The organism is Cryobacterium sp. SO2 (assembly GCF_026151165.2).
Lineage (GTDB): Bacteria > Actinomycetota > Actinomycetes > Actinomycetales > Microbacteriaceae > Cryobacterium.
On sequence record NZ_CP117849.1, the window covers coordinates 433,715 to 452,123 of the forward strand.

An 18,409-nucleotide genomic window follows, 5' to 3' on the forward strand; every position below is an offset into this window, starting at 1 on the left:
CATGCCCAAACCCATCGAATACGGCGTCTTTCTCCCCGTCGGCAGCGGCGGTTGGATCCCCTCGGCCAACGCCCCGCTGATCGACGCGAGCTACGCGTCGAACCTGGCCGCCACCAAACTCTCCGAGTCCCTGGGCTTCGACTTCACCCTCTCCCAGGCCGTCTGGCGCGGTTACGGCGGAACGAGCAAGCACTTCGATGTGAACCTCGAGTCGATCACGACGGCCGCCGGCCTGGCCGGCGCCACCGACTCGATCGGCGTCTGGTCGACCGTGAACACCTCGCTGCTGCACCCGGCCATAGCGGCCAAGATGATCGCCACGGCCGACCAGATCAGCGGCGGCCGCACGGGACTGAACATCGTCGCCGGTGGCAACCGGGCGTCGGAGTCGCAGATGGGGCTCGGCCTCGAGCTGAACAACATCGAGAAGTACCGCCGCGCCACCGAGTGGGTCGAGATCGTACGAGCGCTCTGGACCGAGACCTCGGTGGACTACCAGGGTGAGTACTTCACCCTCACCGACTGTCAGTCAGACCCCAAGCCGCTGCAGGGCATGCCGCAGATGATCTGCGCCGCGACCTCGGACACCGGCCTGGCCTTCGTGGCGAAGAACCTCGACGGTGTGCTCTTCGAGGGCACCTCGCGGGAGTCGGTCATCGAAATCGGGCAGCGCTCCCGCCGGATCTCGCAGGAGAACGGCGACAAGCTCAAGACCTACTGCGTCTTCATGGTCATCCCCGGCGACACCGACGCGGATGCGCAGCGCCGGATCGACCACTTCAACGCCGGTCGCGACGTGCAGGCACTGGCCAACATGGCCGCGGAGTGGGGCGGCAAGCCCACTGATGCGACGTCCAAGAGCCACGACAACGAGGACTGGGCCAACGCCACGGCGATCAGCACCGGAACCGTCGCCGGCTCGGTCGAATCCATCAGCGAACAGCTCGCCGACATGATCGAGCACGCCGACCTCGACGGAGCCGTGTTCATCATGCCCGACTTCGCCGACGACCTCAGCGTGCTCGGCACCGAGATCCTGCCGCTGCTGGCCAAGAACGGCTTCGCCCAGGCCGCCCCGACCGGAGCATCCCTCTGATGCCCCGCCCCCAGAACGGTGGTGAATTGCGGAGTACGGGAGCACTTCGCGATTCACCACTCACCTCCCCGTCCGCCCCGGAACGCGCCCAGGCGGTGACCCCGTGGCACGCCTGATCATCCGCGGGGGCATGGTCCTCACCCTGGACGACGCGAACAGCTACTACGAGGTGGGCACCGTCGTCGTCGACGGCGCCACCATCGTCTCCGTCACGGCCGGCATCGAGCCGATCGCCCCGCTGGCCGGCGACACCGTGATCGACGCCGCCGGCAAGATCGTGATGCCCGGGCTCATCGACCTGCACTATCACACGGCCCTCGGCAAGGGTTATAACGACCACCTCCCGCTCTGGGAGTACCTCGACGAGTGCTGGTACCCCATCATCCGGGCGCTCGACGACGAGGCCGCGTACTGGGCCGCGATGCTCAGCTACACGGAGTCGCTTAAGAACGGTGTCACCACCGTCAACGACATGTACCGCAAGCTCGACTCCCTGGCCAAGGCCGCCGAGGAGATCGGCATCCGCGCGGTGCTGGCCAACGACGTCGCGCTCGACGAGCACAATCTCGACACGCTCGCCGACAACGCCGCCGCCCATGCGAACAACCACGGCAGGGCCGGCGGACTCATCGAGGTGCGCATCGGCATCGAGTGGCTGCCGCTGGCCTCGCCCGAGCTGCTCCGCGACGCCCGGAGCCTGGCGAACGACCTGGACATCGGCATCCACGTGCACCTCAACGAGTCGCAGACCGAGGTGGACAACAGCATCGCGCGCTTCGGCATGCGCCCCACCGAGCTGGCCTACGAGACCGGGCTGCTCGGACCGGACACCATCGCCGCGCACTGCGTCTGGCTCAACGACCGCGAGATCGCCCTGATGAAGGAGACCGGCACCCACATCTCGCACAACCCCAGCTCGAACGCGAAGCTCGGCAACGGCGTGGCCCGGGTGCCGGAGATGCTCGCGGCCGGCCTCAACATCGGCCTCGGGCACGACGCGGCGGAGTGCAATAACAGCGCCGACATGTTCGAGGTGATGAAGTTCGCGTCGCTGATGCACCGGGCCGTGCGGGCGGATTCCAGCCTGATGCCCGCCCAGCAGGTGGTGCGGATGGCGACCAGGAACGGCGCCGCCGCCCTCGGCCACAACACCGGTCAGCTCACGGTCGGCTACACGGCTGACATCATCCTGATCGACACGAACAACGCCATGTTCACCCCCATGCTCCGCGACGACCCCGAGCACCTCTACAGCCACCTGGTCTTCGCGGCCAACGGCAGCGCCGTGGACACCACCATCGTCAACGGCGAGATCGTGATGCGCGGGCGCGAGCTCACCCGGGTGAACGAGCAGATGGTGCTCGACGAGGCGCAGAAGGCGTTCCGCCGGGTCAAGGACAAGATCGTGGTGGTGCGGCGATGACCACGCCCACGCTGTCGGCGACCCTGATGGCCTACGCCGAGCCGCGCTTCGCCGCGTGGTGCCGGATGCCGTTCCTCACCCAGCTCGAGGCCGGCACGCTGCCCGTCGAGGTCTTCCGGAACTACCTGGAGCAGGACTTCCTCTACCTGCGGCACTACGCCCGCCTCTACGCCCGGCTGGCCTCCCTCGCCTCCGATGCCGACGTCGAGCACTTCATCGCGCTCGCGCACGGGATCGTCGCCGTTGAACTGGAGAACCACCGCGCCCTCGGCGACGGCTTCGACTGCGACTTCGGCGACGTGATCGCCTCCCCGGAGACGCGCGCGTACATGGGCTTCCTGTCGCGGATGTCCGACAACCTGGGCGAGGCCCTCATCGCCATGCTGCCCTGCGTGGCCGGCTACGGCGTGGCCATCGCCCTGCTCGAGCCCACCGGCGTCGGCCGGTACGCCGGCTGGCTCGCCGCGTACACCAGCGGCGAGTACCAGCACGTCATCGACCGACACCTCGCCCTGGTCGACCGGCTCGACGTGAGCCTGGACCGGGCCACCCAGATCATGGACGGCGCCCTCGACCACGAGGACGCCTTCTGGAACCAGCTCCCCCAATCGCAAGGAACACCGCTATGAAGATCTCCACCGAACCCGCGCGATCCGTGGAACTGGGAGTGTTTCTCCCGGTCGGCAGTGGCGGCTGGATCACCTCGACCACGAGCCCGCAGCTTCCCGCGACGTACGACTACAACCGCGACGTCACCGTGCTCGCCGAGGAACTCGGCTTCGACTTCGCCCTGAGCATGGCCAAGTGGCGCGGCTACGGCGGACCGAGCGCGCACTGGGACACCACCCTGGAGTCCATCTCGACGATGGCCGGACTGGCCGAGGCCACCAGCCGCATCAAGGTCTGGGCGACGGTGCACACCATGGTCTTCCACCCGGCCGTTGTGGCCAAGATGGGCGCGGTGATCGACCAGATCTCCAACGGCCGGTTCGGGCTCAACATCGTCGCCGGGTCCAACCCGTCCGACCAGGGCCAGTTCGGGCTCTGGCGCGATCTCGACCACGCCGGACGCTACGCGCTCGCCGAGGAATGGATCACGGTCGCGCGCCGGCTCTGGACCGAGGAGCGGGTCGACTTCGAGGGGGAGTTCTTCACCCTCACCGACTGCGTCTCCAGCCCGAAGCCGGCCGCCCTGCCGCCGGTGATCTGCGCCGGTGGCTCCGACCGCGGCTTCAAGTTCACCATCGACCACTGCGCCGGCAGTCTGCTGCAGGGCGGCGACGACGACCGCCACATCGCCCTGGGCCGGCGGGCGAAGGAGATCGCCCGGGAGTCGAACAAGCCCGACTTCAAGACCTACGGCCTGTTCACCCTGGTGCCCGGTCTGACGGATGCCGACGCCCAGGCCAGGGTGGACGACTACAACGCCGGTGTCGACCTGATCGCCCTGGAGAACCAGGCCAGGGAGTACGGCGCGGACACCGCGAAGGAGAACACCTCGGCGAAGAACTTCGTGCAGGCCAGGACAGACGCCGTGGCGGTGGGCAAATCGGCCCTTGTCGGCTCGCCGGAGACCATCGCCCGCCGGCTGGCCTACGCGGTGCGGGAGGCGCAGCTGGACGGCGTCACCATCATCGTGCCCGAGTTCATCGACGACCTGCGCGTGATCGGCGAGCAGGTGGCGCCGCTGCTCGCGGAGTTCGGCGTGAGCACCCTCGCCGCGAGCGGAGTGCCTGCCTGAGGGTGACCGGGGAATGCCGGCCAGGGTCTCTGACGCGGGGTACTGTGTGCAGCGAAATCGAGGTTCAACCCCGACCCGACTCAAGGAGATGCATGATGGCTGGTGGAGTGGCACGCCGCGACCGATTCGAACTGCCCGACTCGGTGCGACGCTTTTTCGAGGGTGACTGGGAGACCGCCGCCCTGAGGGTGGAGGAGTACCAGGAGGGCAGCACGCTGGTCGTGAAGGCTGAGATCCCCGGCATCGACCCGGAGAAGGACGTGGACATCTCGGTGTCGGACGGGGTGCTGCACATCCAGGCCGAACGCCAGGAGCGCACGGAGCACAAGGAGAAGGGCGGCTATCGCACCGAGTTCCGGTACGGGTCGTTCGCCCGGGACATCACGCTGCCCAGCGGCAGCAAGGACGCCGACGTCTCGGCGAGCTACCGCGATGGCGTGCTCGAGGTGCGGGTGCCCGTCGCAGAACGGGCGGAGACCCGCGCGAAGATCCCGGTCACCCGCGGCTGAGCGGGCACCTCGGCGGCGTCAGCGCCCGCCCCAGGCGGCGGCAGCGGCCATCCGGGCGAGGTACTGGTGCATGACGGTGGCGCTGTCGAGCTTGTTGACGGCTCCCGTGATGAACAGGTCGTGCTGCGGTGAGTGGTACAGAACGGTGCCGGTCGAGCCGGAGTGGCCGACCAGCACCGGAATCGGTGCGAACGGGGACAGCAGCCGCGGGATCTGGAAGCGCATCACGCCCAGGCCGTAGGAGATCGGGCCGAACACCCGGTGCGGCGAGGCGGTGAGGTCGCTCAGGTGGCGCACGTCGAAGAACGCGCCGGCCACGAACGCACGCAGGAAGCGGATCGCATCCGGCGCGCTCGATACGAGCCCGCCCTGCGCCCGAACCGAGGCCATGGCCAGCGGGATCCGCAGGTCGGTCGTGCCGGAGCGGATCGGCAGGATGTCGTCGTACCGTCCGAGGGCCGCCGCGGTGAACGGCCAGGTCTCGCCCAGCGCCGCCCGGTCGAGGATGCGGTCGGTGACGGCCTCCTCGAAGGTCGCGCCGGTGACGGCCTCGATGATCATGCCGAGCAGCTGGAAGTTGGTGTCGGAGTAGTGCGCGCGAGTGGAGCCGGGCGCGAACCGGGCGGGCATGCCGCGGCCGCGGTCGAGCGCGTCGGCGTCGCTCCAGCCGAGGTCGTGCTGCAGCAGGGTGCCGAGCATGCCGCCGGGGCCCTCGAAGTAGTCGGCCAGCCCGCTGGTCTGGGCCAGCAGCATCCGCACCGTGATCGAGCCGCCGTTGTCGGTGCCGCCGACGGTGTTCAGGCCGGTCAGGGTGCCGGCCGGCAGGTATCCGGCGGCGGGGGAGTCCAGGGTGAGCAGGCCCTCGTCGCACAGTTGCAGGATGAGCGCGGTGACGTAGAGCTTGGTGATGCTGGCCAGGAAGAACGGCTGGGCCTGGTCGCCGTGCGACCACGACCAGCCGGCGTCCGGACGCTCCAGCCGCCAGAGGGTGGGTGTGTGTGTGCGGGCTGCCAGGCGCTCCGCGAGAATGGTCAGGCGCTGGTCGGTCGAAGCTGTCACGGCATCCCGTCGAGTTGCGGCTCAGGCTGGCAGCGGCCGAGCCTCAACGCCCACATTAGCGAGCCGGACCGCTCCAGGAGCGCAAATCGCGGTCGACAGGGTCGTCAGTCGGCGGCGGGCAGGATCTCGGCGAGCAGGGCCTGGATACGCGCCTTGATGTCGTCGCGGATCGGGCGCACCGCGTCGATGCCCTGGCCGGCCGGGTCGGCCAGTTCCCAGTCCTCGTAGCGCTTGCCGGGGAAGATCGGGCAGGCGTCGCCGCAGCCCATGGTGATCACGACGTCGGAGTCCTTGACGGCCTCGACCGTGAGGATCTTCGGCACATTGTCGGCGATGTCGATGCCGTCCTCGGCCATAGCCGCGATGGCCACGGGGTTGATCTGGTCCTTGGGCTCCGAGCCAGCGGACAGCACCTCGACCCGGCCACCGGAGAGGGCGGCGAGGTAGCCGGCGGCCATCTGCGACCGGCCGGCGTTGTGCACGCAGACGAACAGGACTGTGGGCTTCACAGCGGGAGTAGTGGCGGTGTCAGGCATGGATGCATCCTTCGGGAGGAGATTGATCGATACCTGTCAATATATACGATGAGTCGGCCCGCGAGTTGCTCCCGTGCGGACGAGATGCCCCGGTGTAACGGGGCAACTCGTCCGGAACGGGGCAACTTGCGCGGAGGCTAGGCGCGGCGGCGGCCGGGGATCGACGCGACAAGTTCGCGCGTGTAGTCCTCAGCCGGAGCGGAGAGCACCGCGGCGGCGTCGCCCTGCTCGATGACGCGGCCGGTGCGCATCACGGCGACCCGGTCGGACACCTGCCGGATGACACCGAGGTCGTGCGAGATGAACAAGTAGCTCAGGCCGAACTCCACCTGCAGGTCAACGAGCAGCTGCAGGATCTGCTCCTGCACCGACACGTCCAGCGCCGACACCGGCTCGTCCAGTACCAGCAGTTCGGGGCCGAGCGCGAGCGCCCTGGCGATGGCGACCCGCTGGCGCTGACCGCCGGAGAGCTGGGCGGGGCGCCGGTCGGACAGGGCCGGGTCGAGGCGCACCGCGGAGAGCAGCTCGCGCACCGCCCCGGCGCGCTGCGGCCGGGTGCCGACCTTGAACGCCCGCAGGGGTTCGTCGATGAGGCGTTCCACCGACATGGTGGGGTCGAGCGAGCCGAACGGGTTCTGGTAGACCACCTGGATGCGCCGGCGCAGCTGGCGCAGCTCCTCACCGGCCACGGTGCTGATGTCCTGGCCGTCGAAGCGGATGCGGCCGGAGTCCGCAGGCGTGCTTCGGGCGGCGATGCGTGCCGTGGTGGTCTTGCCCGAGCCGGACTCGCCGACGATCGCGAAGGTGCTGCCGCGGGGAACCGTGAACGAGACCTTGTCGACGGCCGTGAGGGTCTTCGGCCCGCCGGCGGGCTGGCGCAGCGTGTAGGTCTTGGTCAACTCGTCCACAACGAGGATGTCGGCCGCGCTAGTGGCGGCGGCCGACGCGCGGAACGCCAGGGTGAGCCTGTCGCGCGCTGCGGCGCCGGCGTCGCCCAGTGCGTTCATCGGGCTCGGGGTCAGGCGACCGCTGGTGAGGCCGGGTGCGGCCGCGACCAGTTCCCGCGTGTACGGGTGCGCGGGGGTGCCGAGCACATCGGCCGGGGTGCCCTGCTCGACGATGCGGCCGGCCTGCATGACCAGGATGTGGTCGGCCCGGTCGGCCGCGATCGCGAGGTCGTGGGTGACCAGGATCACCGCAGTGCCCTGCTCCCGCGCCAGCGTTTCGAGGCGGTCGAGCACGTGTCGTTGCACGGTCACGTCGAGGGCGCTGGTGGGCTCGTCGGCGATCACCAGCCGCGGCGAGCACGACCAGGCCACGCCGATCAGCACGCGCTGCCGCATGCCGCCGGAGAGCTCGTGCGGGTACTGGCCGGCGCGGCCGGCGGCATCCGGGATGCCCACCTCGTCGAGGATGCGCACGGCAGCGGTGGCCGCGTCGGCGCGATTGAGGCCCCGGTGCAGGCGCAGGCTCTCGGCGATCTGCTCGCCCACCTTCATGAGCGGGTTGAGCGAGTTGCTCGGGTCCTGCGGCACGAAGCCGATGTCGGCCCCGCGGATGCGGCGCAGGGAGCGTTCGGGCATCGTGACCAGCTCGCGGTTGTCGAACGAGATCGACCCGGCGACGGTGCGGCCGCCGTCGGGCAGCCGGCGCACGAGCGCCTGCGAGATGGTGCTCTTGCCCGAGCCGGACTCACCGACCACGGCGACGATGGCGCCGGGCGCCACAGCGAAGTCGACGCCGCGCACGGCGTGGGTGCGGCCGGAGCGGGTGTCGTAGTCGATCTGCAGGTCGGTGACGCGCAGCAGCGCCTCGCCGGGTGCGGAGTGGTTCATCGGTCTCCTCCGATCAGGCGGGCCAGGCGGTTGACGGCGAGCACCACGGCGAGCACCACGATGCCGGGCAGGATGCTCAGCCACCAGGCGGTGGACACGTAGTCGCGACCGCCGGAGACGAGCGCGCCCCACTCGGGTTCGGGCGGTTGGGCGCCGAAGCCGAGGAAGCTGAGCGCCGAGACGGCCAGGATGGCGGTGCCGAGTTCGAGGGCGGCCAGCGCGATCACCGGGCGGCCGGCGTTCGGCAGGATGTGGCTGAGCAGGATGCCGGGCCAGCGCACTCCCAGCGTGCGGGCGGCTTCGACGTACTCGGCGTTGCGCACCCGCACCACCTGGGAGCGCATGATGCGGGCGAACGACCCGGCCGCGCCGAGGCCGACGCCCAGCGCCACCGACCAGGGGCCGAAGCCGAGGGTGGCGACCACGATCAGGGCCAGCAGGATGCTCGGCACGGCGATGAGCACATCGATGAACCGCATCACGATGAAGTCGAGGGTGCCTCCCACGAAGCCGGAGATCAGCCCGAGCAGGGCGCCGACGAACACGCCGACCAGCACGGCGGTCCCGGCGGAGGCGAGCGAGAGGAAGGCGCCGTGCACGACCCGGGAGAACAGGTCACGGCCCAGGTGGTCGGTGCCGAACAGGTAGGTGGCATTCGGGGCCAGCAGCCGGTCGGCCGCGACGCCGGTGTACGGGTCATGGGTGGCGATGGCGCCGGGCAGCAGCATCATCGCCAGGGCGGCCAGCACGATCAAGCCGGACAGCAGCACGCCGGGGGAGAGGGCCGTGCGCATCATCGGGGGAAGACGCCGCAGCCGGCGGGGTGTGGGGCTGACGGTGGTCGGAGTGGGGGTGCTCATGATTCGACCACAGCTTTCTCGCGGGCGGCGGTGGCTCGGGTGGAGAGGCCCCGGCGGCCGCCCAGAGTGGGCCGGGTGCGCGGGTCGATCAGACCGTAAGAGAGATCGACGAGCAGGTTGACGACGGAGTAGACGAGCGCGACGATGATCACGACGCCCTGGATGACGTTGGTGTCGCGGGCCAGAACAGCGTCGACGGTGATGCGGCCGATGCCGTCGCGGGAGAACACGGTCTCGACCACGGCGGTGCCGCCGGCGAGGTACCCGATCAGCAGGCCCAGGATGGTGACCGACGGCAGCAGGGAGTTGCGCAGCACGTGCCGCAGGAAGATGGTGCGGGTGGACAGGCCCTTGGCCACCGCGGTGAACACGTACGGGCCGGTCATGGCCTCGAGCACGGCGGCGGAGAAGACCTGGAAGAAGATGGCGCCGACCGGCAGGGCCAGGGTGATGGCCGGCAGCACCACGCCGAGCGGGTTGCGGCTGCCGGAGGAGGGGAACCAGCCCAGGCCGAAGGAGAACACGCTGACCAGGACCAGGCCGCTGAGGAATGCGGGCGTGGCCACGCCGAGCGGGGGGATCTGCAGCAGGGTCTGGCGCAGCCAGCGCCACGGGCTGACGAAGGCGAGGAACGTGATGATGACGGCCGTGACGACGCCGAGCAGCAGCGCCAGTACGGCGACGGCCGCAGTGTTGGGCAGGGCCCTGGCGACCATGTCGGTGACGGGTTGGCCGGTGGCGATGGAGACGCCCAGGTCGCCGCGGAGGGCGGAGACGAAGTGGCCGAGGTACTGCTGCCAGAGTGAGCCGTCGAGGCCGTACTGGGCGCGCAGCGCGGCGAGTTCGGCCGGGTCGGTGGTGGTGGCGTCGCCGCCCTTGAGTGAGAGCGCGGCGAGGACCGGGTCGCCGGGCAGGAAGTGGATGAGCAGGAAGGTGACCGTGTATGTCGCCCAGATCACGAAGGCGAACTGCACGAGTTTCGGGGCGAGATAGCGCACGATGGTGGCCAGTCGGTCTCTGGGGGTGGGTGCCACTGGTTCGCTACCTCGGTGTTCGGTGTTCGGTGGTGCTCAGGGGGACAAGCGGGCGGCGTCGCTGGAGCAACGCCGCCCGCTCGGGTGGGGACTACTCCGCGATACGCACGTCGTAGAGCACGATGCGGGACGCGGAGTCGAAGGCGACGCCGTCGACGTTCGCGACCGATGCGTGCAGCTGCGTGGTCTCGAGGGTGGGGATGAGGTAGGCGTTGTCGATGATGAGCTCCTGCGCCTGCTCCACGAGTGCGGAGCGCGCATCCGCGTCGGCCGTGGTGGCCTGCTCGGCGAGCACGCTTTCGAGCTCGGCGTCGTCGACGATGGCCCAGTGCGACGAGGCGGCCTGCGAGAACAGCACGCGCAGGGCGTCGGGGTCGGTGCGGGTGAGGGCGGCGCCGAGGAAGTCGTAGTCGCCGCTGGCGATGGCGCCGAAGAAGTCACCGGCGGTGACCATGTTCAGCGTGAGGTCGATGCCGATCTTCTTCAGCTGCATCTGCACGGTCTCCAGAACGTCCTGGGCGTAGAACGCGGTGACCGAGACGCTCAGCTTCACGCCGTCCTTCTCGCGGATGCCGTCGGCGCCTTCAATCCAGCCGGCGTCGTCGAGCAGCGCCATGGCGGCGTCGGGGTCGTACTCCATCGCATCCGCCTGGCTGTCGAAACCGGTGGTCGAGGAGGTGAGGGCGCTGGTGGGCGGCTCGGAGTTGGTCGCGCCGGTGAGGGTCTTGATCTCCTCGCGGTCGGTGCCCAGCAGCATGGCGTGGCGCACGGCGTCGTCGGAGACGATCGGGCGGCTGGTGTTGGGGATCAGGCTGTTCGGCACACCGGTGTTCGCCTGGGAGTACAGGTTGAAGTCGTCGGTGTCGAAGCGGGCCTCATCGGCGTACGGCAGGTCCTGGATGATGTCGAACTCGCCGGACTCCAGCCCGCCGGTGCGCACGCCGTTCTCGGTGATGATCGGGAACTCGATGGTGCTCACCAGAGCTTCGCCGGAGTGCTCGCGCAGGGTGGACGCCCAGTCGTAGCCGGCGCGCTTGACGATGACGACGGAGTCGTTGGGCACGTAGGAGTCGTAGACGAACGGGCCGGAGCCGATGACGCTCTGGCAGCGTTCCTCGGCGGTCGCGGCGGTGCTCGCCTCGGCGACGAGGCCGAGGGTCATGGTGGAGGTGCCCTGAAGGAACTGGGCGTTGGGGGTGGAGAAGTTGACCGTGAGGGTCGAGTCGTCGGAGACGACGGTGTCCTCGTAACCGGCGAGGTACTGCGAGGCCAGGGAGGCCGCGGAGCCGAGCGCCGCGAGGGCGTCGAAGTTGGCCTTGACGACCTCGGCGGTGAGTGCGGTGTCGTCGCTGAAGGTGACGTCGTCGCGCAGGGTGAAGGTGAAGGCGGTGAGGTCGTCGTTGGTCTCGAAGCTCTCGGCGAGCCAGGGCACGATCTCGCCGGTGTCGGCGTTCTGGTCGGTGAGGGAGTCGACCACCTGGCGGCCGATGTTCAGGGCGGTGGTCATCGACGTCTGCTGCGGGTCGAGGCAGGTGGGGTCTTCCTTGATGGCGAAGATCACGGTGTCTTCGGCCGAGGCGAGGGGGGTGCTGCAGGCGGCGAGCAGGCCGACCGTCGCCAGAGCGGCGACGGGGGCGGCGACCCACCGGGAGAACTGGGGAGTGCTACGGGACATTCGTAAGTGCCTTTCACGTGCGGGGTGCGATGCGGGGCTGGTGCGGTGCGGTGCGGTGCTGGTGCTGCTGTGCTGGTGCTGCGGGGGGAACCGGCGGTGCCGGAGACTGTGGGGCGGGCCTAGCGGGCGGTGGCTGCGCCGGGCAGCTCGCCGAAGACCAGCCGGCCGCGTGAGACAACGGCGACGATGTTGTCGACGTTGAGGTCGTCGATGTTGCGGGCCGGGTGGCCGCGCAGCACCACGAAGTCGGCGCCGAAGCCGGCGGCGAGGGTGCCCACCCGGGCGCCGAGCCCGATGGCGTCGGCGGCGTCGGAGGTGGCGGCGCGCAGGGCGCGTTCAGCGCTCCAGCCGAACATGGCACGCATCAGGCGTACCTCCTCGTGCTGGTCGCCGAACTTGACCATGACGCCGTTGGCGTCGGTGCCGAGCACGAACCGGATGCCGGCGGCCCCGGCGCCGCTGAAGCCGGCGTTCCTCTGGGCCACGACCTCTTTGGCCTTCTCCTGCGCCTCGGCGGGAACGGGCACCCGGCCGTCGGCGATGGCGTCGTTGATCATCAGGGTCGGCGCGATCGGCAGGTTGCGTTCCAGCAACGTGTCGAAATGCGCGGGAGTGATGCCGGTGCCGTGCTCGATGGAGTCGACGCCTTCGGCCAGGGCGATGTCGACGCCGATCGTGCTGTGGGTGTGTGCGGCGACGAGCATGCCCAGCGCGTGTGCCTCGTCGATGGTGGTGGCGATCTCGGCGTTGGTCTGGTTGCGCCAGCCCACCCGGTCGCCCATCGACAGCACCCCGCCGCTGGTGTAGATCTTCACGCCGTGGGCACCGCTGCGGGCCCACTGCCTGACGAGCTTGCGGCACTCGTCCGGGCTGTCGGCCACGGGCGGGCGGTGCGGGTAGTGCGGCGGCACGAACAGGTCGCCGTGCCCGGCTGTCATGCCCACCTGGCCGTGCACGATGAGGCGGGGTCCGTCCTGGATGCCTTCCTCGAAGATCCGGCTGACGGCCAGGTGGGTGGCGTCGCCGCCGAGGTCGCGCAGGGTGGTCACGCCGGCTCTGGCGGCGCGCTGGGCGTTGGCGGCGATGTGGAACACGCGCTCCTCGGCCGGGGTGATCAGCGGCCAGGTGGACCAGTCGACCGACCGGGAGCCCGAATATGCCCCGAGGTGCACATGAGTGTCGACCAGGCCGGGGATGATGCTGTACTCGGCCAGTGCGCCGTCGGCATCCGTGGCCGGTTCGAGGCCGACGATGTTGTCGCCGTCCCAGCTGAGCCGGCTGACGCCGCGGTCGGTGTGGCCGTCCCAGACGGCGATGCCGGTGATCTCGCGCATCACAGCAGGCACCTGGCAGCGCTGTCGGGGGAGGAGAGAGCAGGCATGGCGGCAACTTTCGCGAGGACGAGGAGCGGCCAAGCTGCCGCACAGAAGGGGATCCCAGCCGGTCGGGGTCTGGGGATGCCTCCAGTCAAGCAAGCCGGTGCGGGTTCTGGCAATCGTGGTCCGTACAAGAAAACGGCCGCCGATGTTGTGGGTTGTTGGTCGATCGACCGAACAGGTTTCGGGGTGATTACGCCATGTGCCGAACGCGTTACCCCTCGGAGGAACCACCGAAGACCGCGGTGGGCGGGCCGGGCAACGTTGGCGAATCGTACGAAGGCCCGGCCGGAGCAACTGTGCTTAGCTCGACTGGCCTCGGAGGAACCTCCGCGGATTGACCGGTACGAGCTGCGCGGAGGTAGCGAAGGAATGTTCAGCACCGAGCTCGTGGGCGGCCGCCGCATCGCGGTGGTTCTGCAGCCGGGCGACGACATTTTCGGCGCCCTCGGCGAGGCCTGCCGGGCGCACGGGATCGAACAGGGCTATCTGCCGGTCTTCCTCGGCGCGTTCACCGAGGTGTCCCTGATCGGCACCTGCCTGCCCGTTGACGACGAGGACCTGCCGATGAAGGATTCGGTGCGGCTGACCAATGTGGAGGGCACCGGCTCCGGCACCATCGCCTGGGATGCCGACAGCTCGAGCGTGCAGGTGCACCTACATGTCGCTATCGGCATGAAGTCCAAGTCGGCGGAAGCCCACGCCGGCCACCTGCTCGGCGGAACCGTGCACTATGTGACGGAAGTCGTCGTCGAGGAGGTGCTCGCACCGCGGTTCCTGCGGCGGGCCGACCCGGCCGCGCACAATATCCCAAACCTGGTCTTCGCCCCGGTCTGACCCCCTCGCCCTCGCGCGTCGCGCTGGTTTCGCTGGTCTCGCGGGTCAGGCGTCGGGGTCGCGCGGCTCCGCGCACTCCAGGGCGAGGAAGAAATCCACCCGGTCGCGCATGCTGGCCAGGTCGCGCTGGGTGAGGGTTTCGATGCGGCCCACCCGGTAACGCAGCGTATTGACGTGCACGTGCAGGTCGCTCGCGGCCTGCTGCCAGGCGCAGCCGGAGTCCAGGAACGCCCGCAGGGTGCGCACCAGATCGGAGCCGTGCCTGGCGTCGTAGTCCACCAGCGGCGAGAGCATGGCCTGGGCGAACGTCTGCCGCACCCGGTCGGACAGCAGCGCGAGCAGGGCGTCGTGCGAGGGCAGGTCCGCGCCCGTCGACCAGCGGATGGGCGCGGACCCGGGGATCGCGCGCATCCGCCCCCTGGCGACGAGCAGAGCGGAGTGCAGCTGGCCGACACTGGTGGTGGGGTCGCTGATGCCGATGCGCAACCGGCGTGCGCCGAGCAGCGCCCGCTGGCCGTCGGCCGGCCGGTCGAGCAGTCGCACCAGCGAATCGGCGGTGGGGTCTGCGCCGTTGACGAGCAGCACCACCTCGGCGCCCGGCGCGGCGCCGGCCGGGGTCAGGTCGCCGAGCTCGCTGCCGATGAGCAGGTGGTCGGCGTCCTCGACGCATGCCACGCACGGCTTCGAGCACCGCCCGGGCGGGGTAGCCGGCATCGTCGACGACCGCCGTGACCACGGTGATGGGCAGATTGGGGTCGGCGCCGAGCATCCGCAGTCGCGCGGCGGCCTCACCAGGAACCGCGCCGCCGGCCAGCAGGGTGCCGACCAGCTCGGCGGCCTGTCGTTCGGCGGCCCGGCGGCGGTCGTTCGCGATTTCGAGTTCCACCCGGATGACGAGCACGAGCGAGCCCAGCACGCGCACCATGTCGTCGGAGAAGGTGCGGTGGTCGCCGCGGCAGACGAGAAAACCGGCCGGGCCGTCGCCGACGATCGGGTAGACCGAGCCAGGACGCCCGCTCTCGTCCGGCAGCACGAAGACGTCCCCGGATTCGTCGAGGGCCGCGTTCCAGACCGCGCCGATGCGTTCGGTGCTGGGCGCCTGGCCTACCATGGCGGTCACGGTGCCGTCCGCCTCGAGCAGCCAGCAATCCACGGCGAACTCGGTGTAGAACATGCGCAGGGCACCCTGGGCGCCCTGGCCGGAGGCGAGGCTGTCGAGCAGGTCCCTGGTGAACGCCGCGGCGCGGGAATCCGTGCCGGCGTCGGCGCTGATCGCGGACTCGATGTAGGAACTGATGGACTTGAACGAGACGTCGGCCGAGGTCGTGAGCAGCACGATGTGCCGGCTGCGGCAGGCGGTGACGATGTAGTCGGGGATCTCGCCGATCAGGATCCGGCCGACCACGAGCACGGCGACCTCCTTGGCGGCTAGCTCGGAGACGAAGACCTCGGCGCTGTCCGGCCCGGTGGCCCACTGGGCGCCGGTGAGCACGAGGTCGCCCTCGGAGAGGAACCGGCCGGGGCGGGGCAGGTCGATGATGTACGAGCCCTTGACCTCGCGTTCGAGCATCGCCGGTTCGGCCCAGGCCACCGAGAGGCCGAGCTCTGTGCGATCGAGCAGATCGAGTACTCTCACCGCACGACCCTTCAGGCTCCGAGTTCACCGCAGGTCAGACGTGCGGTGGGAACGGCCGGCCTGGCGTTCCCGTTGCCGCCAGTTTACGTGGCGGCTCGCGGGAGCGGTCTAGCCGAACAGGCGCGGGCGCAGCCACAGTGCCACGTAGACCAGAGCGATCAGCGCCGGCACCTCGATGAGCGGGCCCACGATTCCCGCCAGGGCCTGACCGCTGGTGGCGCCGAAGGTGCCGATGGCCACGGCGATGGCCAGCTCGAAGTTGTTGCCGGCGGCCGTGAACGCCAGCGTGGCCGTGCGGGCGTACGACAGTCCGGCCAGGCGGCCGGTTGCAATGCCCGCGGCGAACATCACCGCGAAGTAGGCCAGCAGCGGCAGCGCGATGCGCACCACGTCGAGCGGCCGGTCGATCACCTGGCGACCCTGCAGGGCGAAGAGCAGCACGATCGTGAAGAGCAGGCCGTAGAGCGCGAACGGGCCCACCCTGGGCAGGAACCGGCCCTCGTACCAGGCTCGGCCGCGGGTGGCCTCGCCGATCCGGCGGGACAGATAGCCGGCCACGAGCGGGATGCCCAGGAACACCAGCACGCTGGCGGTGATCGCCCCGATCGAGAACTCGGCGCTGGTCGTGGCCAGGCCGAGCCAGGCCGGCAGCACCTGCAGGTAGAACCAGCCGAGGGCGGCGAACGCGAGCACCTGGAACACCGAGTTGACCGCGACGAGGAACGCGGCGGCCTCCCGGTCGCCGCAGGCCAGATCGTTCCAGATGAGCACCATGGCGATGCAGCGGGCCAGTCCCACGATGATCAGGCCGGTGCGGTACTCGGGTAGGTCGGGCAGGAAGACCCAGGCCAGCGCGAACATCAGGGCCGGCCCCACGAGCCAGTTGAGCAGCAGGGACGACACCAGCAGGCGGCGATCGCCGGCCACCGCGCGGGCATCCGAGTAGCGCACCTTGGCGAGCACGGGGTACATCATCACCAGCAGGCCCACCGCGATCGGCACGCTCACCGAGCCGATCGAGAAGGCGTGCAACAGGTCTCCGACACCGGGCGCGACCACCGCCAGCAGCAGGCCGAGGCCCATCGCGAGCAGGATCCACACCGGCAGCAGCCGGTCGGTGCGGCCGAGGTGAGCGGGGGCGGCGGTCACGGCTTCGGTGGGTACTGCCGGGGTCTGCGCTGCTGTGGTCATGGAGCTCCGTCGATGGCGGCTGGGAAATAGATGAACGTCGATATTGAGTGTGGCGAGCGCATCGATGGATGTCAATTCACGTGGCAGAATGAGGGGATGGCGAACGTTGAACTCCTGCGGTCCCCCGCGGATGCCGCGGCGGCGGACTGCTGCGCCGCACCCGTGCGCGAGGCGCTCGCCGCCGAGGGCGCGGAGAAGCTCGCGCGCACGCTCAAGGCCATCGCCGACCCGGCCCGGCTTCGGCTGATCTCGATGGTCGCCGCGCACGACGACGCCGAGGCGTGCGTCTGCGATCTCACCGAACCCCTCGGCCTGAGTCAGCCCACGGTCTCCCACCACCTCAAGGTGCTGGTGGATGCGGGAATCCTCTCGCGCGACAAGCGCGGCACCTGGGCCTATTACCGGCTCGTGCCCGGTGCCCTCGACAGCCTGGCCCACTCCGTCCTCACGGTCTGAGCCGCCCTCGGCCCGGGCCTCAGCCCTGCTGCCGCCGGGCTGCCCGGATTCGTGCATATGCATAGATGCACACGGTTTACCCAGAAACGTGACGTATCGTCACTTTCTTGCGCCCGGAGCCGATGATGCCGCCGCGGTGCTGCTGGACTCCACCCGGCGGACCTCACTCAGGGTCCGCCGCTCCTGCCCTACCCCGGCCCCGCCCCGTGCCCGCCGGCGAGTGAACCTCCCTGAGGTCCGTGGATCCGCATCCTGATCCCGCCCCGACCAGAGAGCTTCGCCATGCCCAGATCGACCTCCTCCACCCTTGCCTGCCGCCCGTCCGGGGAGGCGCATGCGGAGGGCTAGGCGCACGGGGTTCGTCGCGCCCCCCAGGCGCCCGCGCCGCCGCCAGGCGACCGCCGTCACGGCCATGTCCCTCGTAGCCATGCTCACCGCCATCGGTGCCCTGCCCGCGCAGGCCGCCGACCTCGACACCGACCTGCGGTCCGCAACGGCCCAACGGTCGGCGCCGGCCCTGAGCGCGGACGGCGGCGTCCGGCCGGCCGCTGAGCCTGCCCAGACCCTCACCGTGACCGCGCAGGTGCCGGTGGCCGTGCAGGCCGACACGTTCACCGCCAAGGAGATTCCGCCGCCTCCCGTGGTCGCCGCGCCGGAGCCGGCCGCCGCTCCCGCCGCCACGGCCGTTGCGCCGGTGGGTGGAGCCGTGCAGTGGCCGTTCCCCGGCGTCACCCGGATCTCCGACGGCTACGGTCCGCGCAGCGCGCCCTGCGACGGATGCTCGACCTTCCACGACGGCCTCGACATGAACCCGGGCGAGGGGACCCCGATCGGCTCGATCGCCGACGGTGTTGTGAGCTCGGTCACCGACTACGACGACGGCGGCCTCGGTGTGCACGTCATGGTCGACCACGTCGTCGACGGCCAGAACGTGACGAGCACCTACGGTCACATGCGCGCCGGCTCCGTCGCCGTGAGCGAAGGGCAGTCGGTGTCGGCCGGGCAGCAGCTCGGCAACGTCGGCAGTACCGGTCAGAGCACCGGGCCGCACATGCACCTGGAGCTGCACCTCGACGGCGTCACCGCCATCGACCCGTACGCCTGGCTGGTGGAGCACGCCGGCCCGATGTAGCGCGGCCCGCGCC

At 70.0% G+C, this 18,409-nt stretch carries 18 protein-coding genes; 9 read left to right on the forward strand and 9 right to left on the reverse strand.

The features are described from left to right. Position 1: 1 nt before the first annotated feature. The 5 genes from BJQ94_RS02080 (at position 2) to BJQ94_RS02100 (ending at position 4,769) form a co-directional block, all read left to right on the forward strand. A complete protein-coding gene (locus tag BJQ94_RS02080) occupies positions 2-1,096 on the forward strand; it encodes an LLM class flavin-dependent oxidoreductase (RefSeq protein ID WP_265400685.1) in 1,095 nt (364 codons plus the stop codon). A gap of 103 nt (positions 1,097-1,199) precedes the next feature. Continuing rightward, positions 1,200-2,519, forward strand: a complete 1,320-nt coding sequence (locus tag BJQ94_RS02085) for an amidohydrolase (RefSeq protein WP_265400686.1) — start codon at positions 1,200-1,202, stop codon at positions 2,517-2,519. Next, the gene (locus BJQ94_RS02090) at positions 2,516-3,148 is read left to right on the forward strand and encodes a TenA family protein (RefSeq protein WP_265400687.1); all 633 of its coding nucleotides are present in this window, start codon (positions 2,516-2,518) and stop codon (positions 3,146-3,148) included. The genes BJQ94_RS02085 and BJQ94_RS02090 overlap by 4 nt, the downstream gene beginning before the upstream one ends. Beyond that, positions 3,145-4,260 carry an LLM class flavin-dependent oxidoreductase gene (locus BJQ94_RS02095; RefSeq protein ID WP_265400688.1) on the forward strand — a complete coding sequence of 372 codons (1,116 nt, stop codon included), beginning with the start codon at positions 3,145-3,147 and terminating at the stop codon, positions 4,258-4,260. Before BJQ94_RS02090 ends, BJQ94_RS02095 begins: the two co-directional genes overlap by 4 nt. Before the next feature lie 92 nt (positions 4,261-4,352). Beyond that, a complete protein-coding gene (locus BJQ94_RS02100) occupies positions 4,353-4,769 on the forward strand; it encodes an Hsp20/alpha crystallin family protein (RefSeq protein WP_345893467.1) in 417 nt (138 codons plus the stop codon). 18 nt (positions 4,770-4,787) lie between these two features. On the opposite strand, the gene BJQ94_RS02105 is transcribed toward BJQ94_RS02100, so the two are convergent. From BJQ94_RS02105 to BJQ94_RS02135, 7 genes are all read right to left on the reverse strand, one after another. After that, on the reverse strand, positions 4,788-5,828 hold the full coding sequence (locus BJQ94_RS02105; protein ID WP_265400689.1) for a serine hydrolase domain-containing protein: 1,041 nt from the start codon (positions 5,826-5,828) through the stop codon (positions 4,788-4,790). Between the two features lie 104 nt (positions 5,829-5,932). Beyond that, positions 5,933-6,364 carry an arsenate reductase ArsC gene (locus BJQ94_RS02110; protein WP_265400690.1) on the reverse strand — a complete coding sequence of 144 codons (432 nt, stop codon included), beginning with the start codon at positions 6,362-6,364 and terminating at the stop codon, positions 5,933-5,935. Positions 6,365-6,501: 137 nt separating this feature from the next. Then, a complete protein-coding gene (locus BJQ94_RS02115; RefSeq protein ID WP_265400691.1) occupies positions 6,502-8,199 on the reverse strand; it encodes an ABC transporter ATP-binding protein in 1,698 nt (565 codons plus the stop codon). Next, complete coding sequence (locus BJQ94_RS02120) at positions 8,196-9,059, reverse strand: ABC transporter permease (RefSeq protein ID WP_265400692.1); 864 nt, start codon at positions 9,057-9,059, stop codon at positions 8,196-8,198. The genes BJQ94_RS02115 and BJQ94_RS02120 overlap by 4 nt, the downstream gene beginning before the upstream one ends. Then, on the reverse strand, positions 9,056-10,093 hold the full coding sequence (locus BJQ94_RS02125) for an ABC transporter permease (protein ID WP_265400693.1): 1,038 nt from the start codon (positions 10,091-10,093) through the stop codon (positions 9,056-9,058). The genes BJQ94_RS02120 and BJQ94_RS02125 overlap by 4 nt, the downstream gene beginning before the upstream one ends. 91 nt (positions 10,094-10,184) lie before the next feature. After that, complete coding sequence (locus BJQ94_RS02130; RefSeq protein WP_265400694.1) at positions 10,185-11,768, reverse strand: ABC transporter substrate-binding protein; 1,584 nt, start codon at positions 11,766-11,768, stop codon at positions 10,185-10,187. 119 nt (positions 11,769-11,887) lie between these two features. Continuing rightward, on the reverse strand, positions 11,888-13,102 hold the full coding sequence (locus tag BJQ94_RS02135) for an amidohydrolase family protein (protein WP_265400695.1): 1,215 nt from the start codon (positions 13,100-13,102) through the stop codon (positions 11,888-11,890). Positions 13,103-13,516: 414 nt separating this feature from the next. Here BJQ94_RS02135 and BJQ94_RS02140 point away from each other — a divergent pair, with 414 nt between their 5' ends. After that, complete coding sequence (locus tag BJQ94_RS02140) at positions 13,517-13,981, forward strand: DUF296 domain-containing protein (protein WP_265400696.1); 465 nt, start codon at positions 13,517-13,519, stop codon at positions 13,979-13,981. A 45-nt stretch (positions 13,982-14,026) separates the two neighbouring features. Here the strand turns inward: BJQ94_RS02140 and BJQ94_RS02145 are convergent, their stop codons facing one another. Beyond that, positions 14,027-14,656 carry a PucR family transcriptional regulator gene (locus BJQ94_RS02145; protein WP_265400697.1) on the reverse strand — a complete coding sequence of 210 codons (630 nt, stop codon included), beginning with the start codon at positions 14,654-14,656 and terminating at the stop codon, positions 14,027-14,029. Between BJQ94_RS02145 and BJQ94_RS02150 the strand changes: the two genes are divergently transcribed. After that, on the forward strand, positions 14,622-15,413 hold the full coding sequence (locus tag BJQ94_RS02150; RefSeq protein ID WP_265400698.1) for a hypothetical protein: 792 nt from the start codon (positions 14,622-14,624) through the stop codon (positions 15,411-15,413). The genes BJQ94_RS02145 and BJQ94_RS02150 overlap by 35 nt on opposite strands. Before the next feature lie 312 nt (positions 15,414-15,725). Here BJQ94_RS02150 and arsB read toward each other — a convergent pair whose 3' ends face one another. Continuing rightward, the gene (gene arsB / locus BJQ94_RS02155; RefSeq protein ID WP_265400699.1) at positions 15,726-16,808 is read right to left on the reverse strand and encodes an ACR3 family arsenite efflux transporter; all 1,083 of its coding nucleotides are present in this window, start codon (positions 16,806-16,808) and stop codon (positions 15,726-15,728) included. 96 nt (positions 16,809-16,904) lie between these two features. On the opposite strand from arsB, the gene BJQ94_RS02160 reads away from it, so the two are divergent. Both BJQ94_RS02160 and BJQ94_RS02165 read left to right on the forward strand, forming a co-directional pair. Continuing rightward, entirely contained in the window at positions 16,905-17,264 is a 360-nt protein-coding gene (locus tag BJQ94_RS02160; protein ID WP_265400700.1) for a metalloregulator ArsR/SmtB family transcription factor, read from the forward strand. A 412-nt stretch (positions 17,265-17,676) separates the two neighbouring features. After that, positions 17,677-18,396: a M23 family metallopeptidase gene (locus BJQ94_RS02165; RefSeq protein ID WP_265400701.1), complete on the forward strand. Its 720-nt coding sequence runs from the start codon at positions 17,677-17,679 to the stop codon at positions 18,394-18,396. Positions 18,397-18,409: the final 13 nt, after the last annotated feature.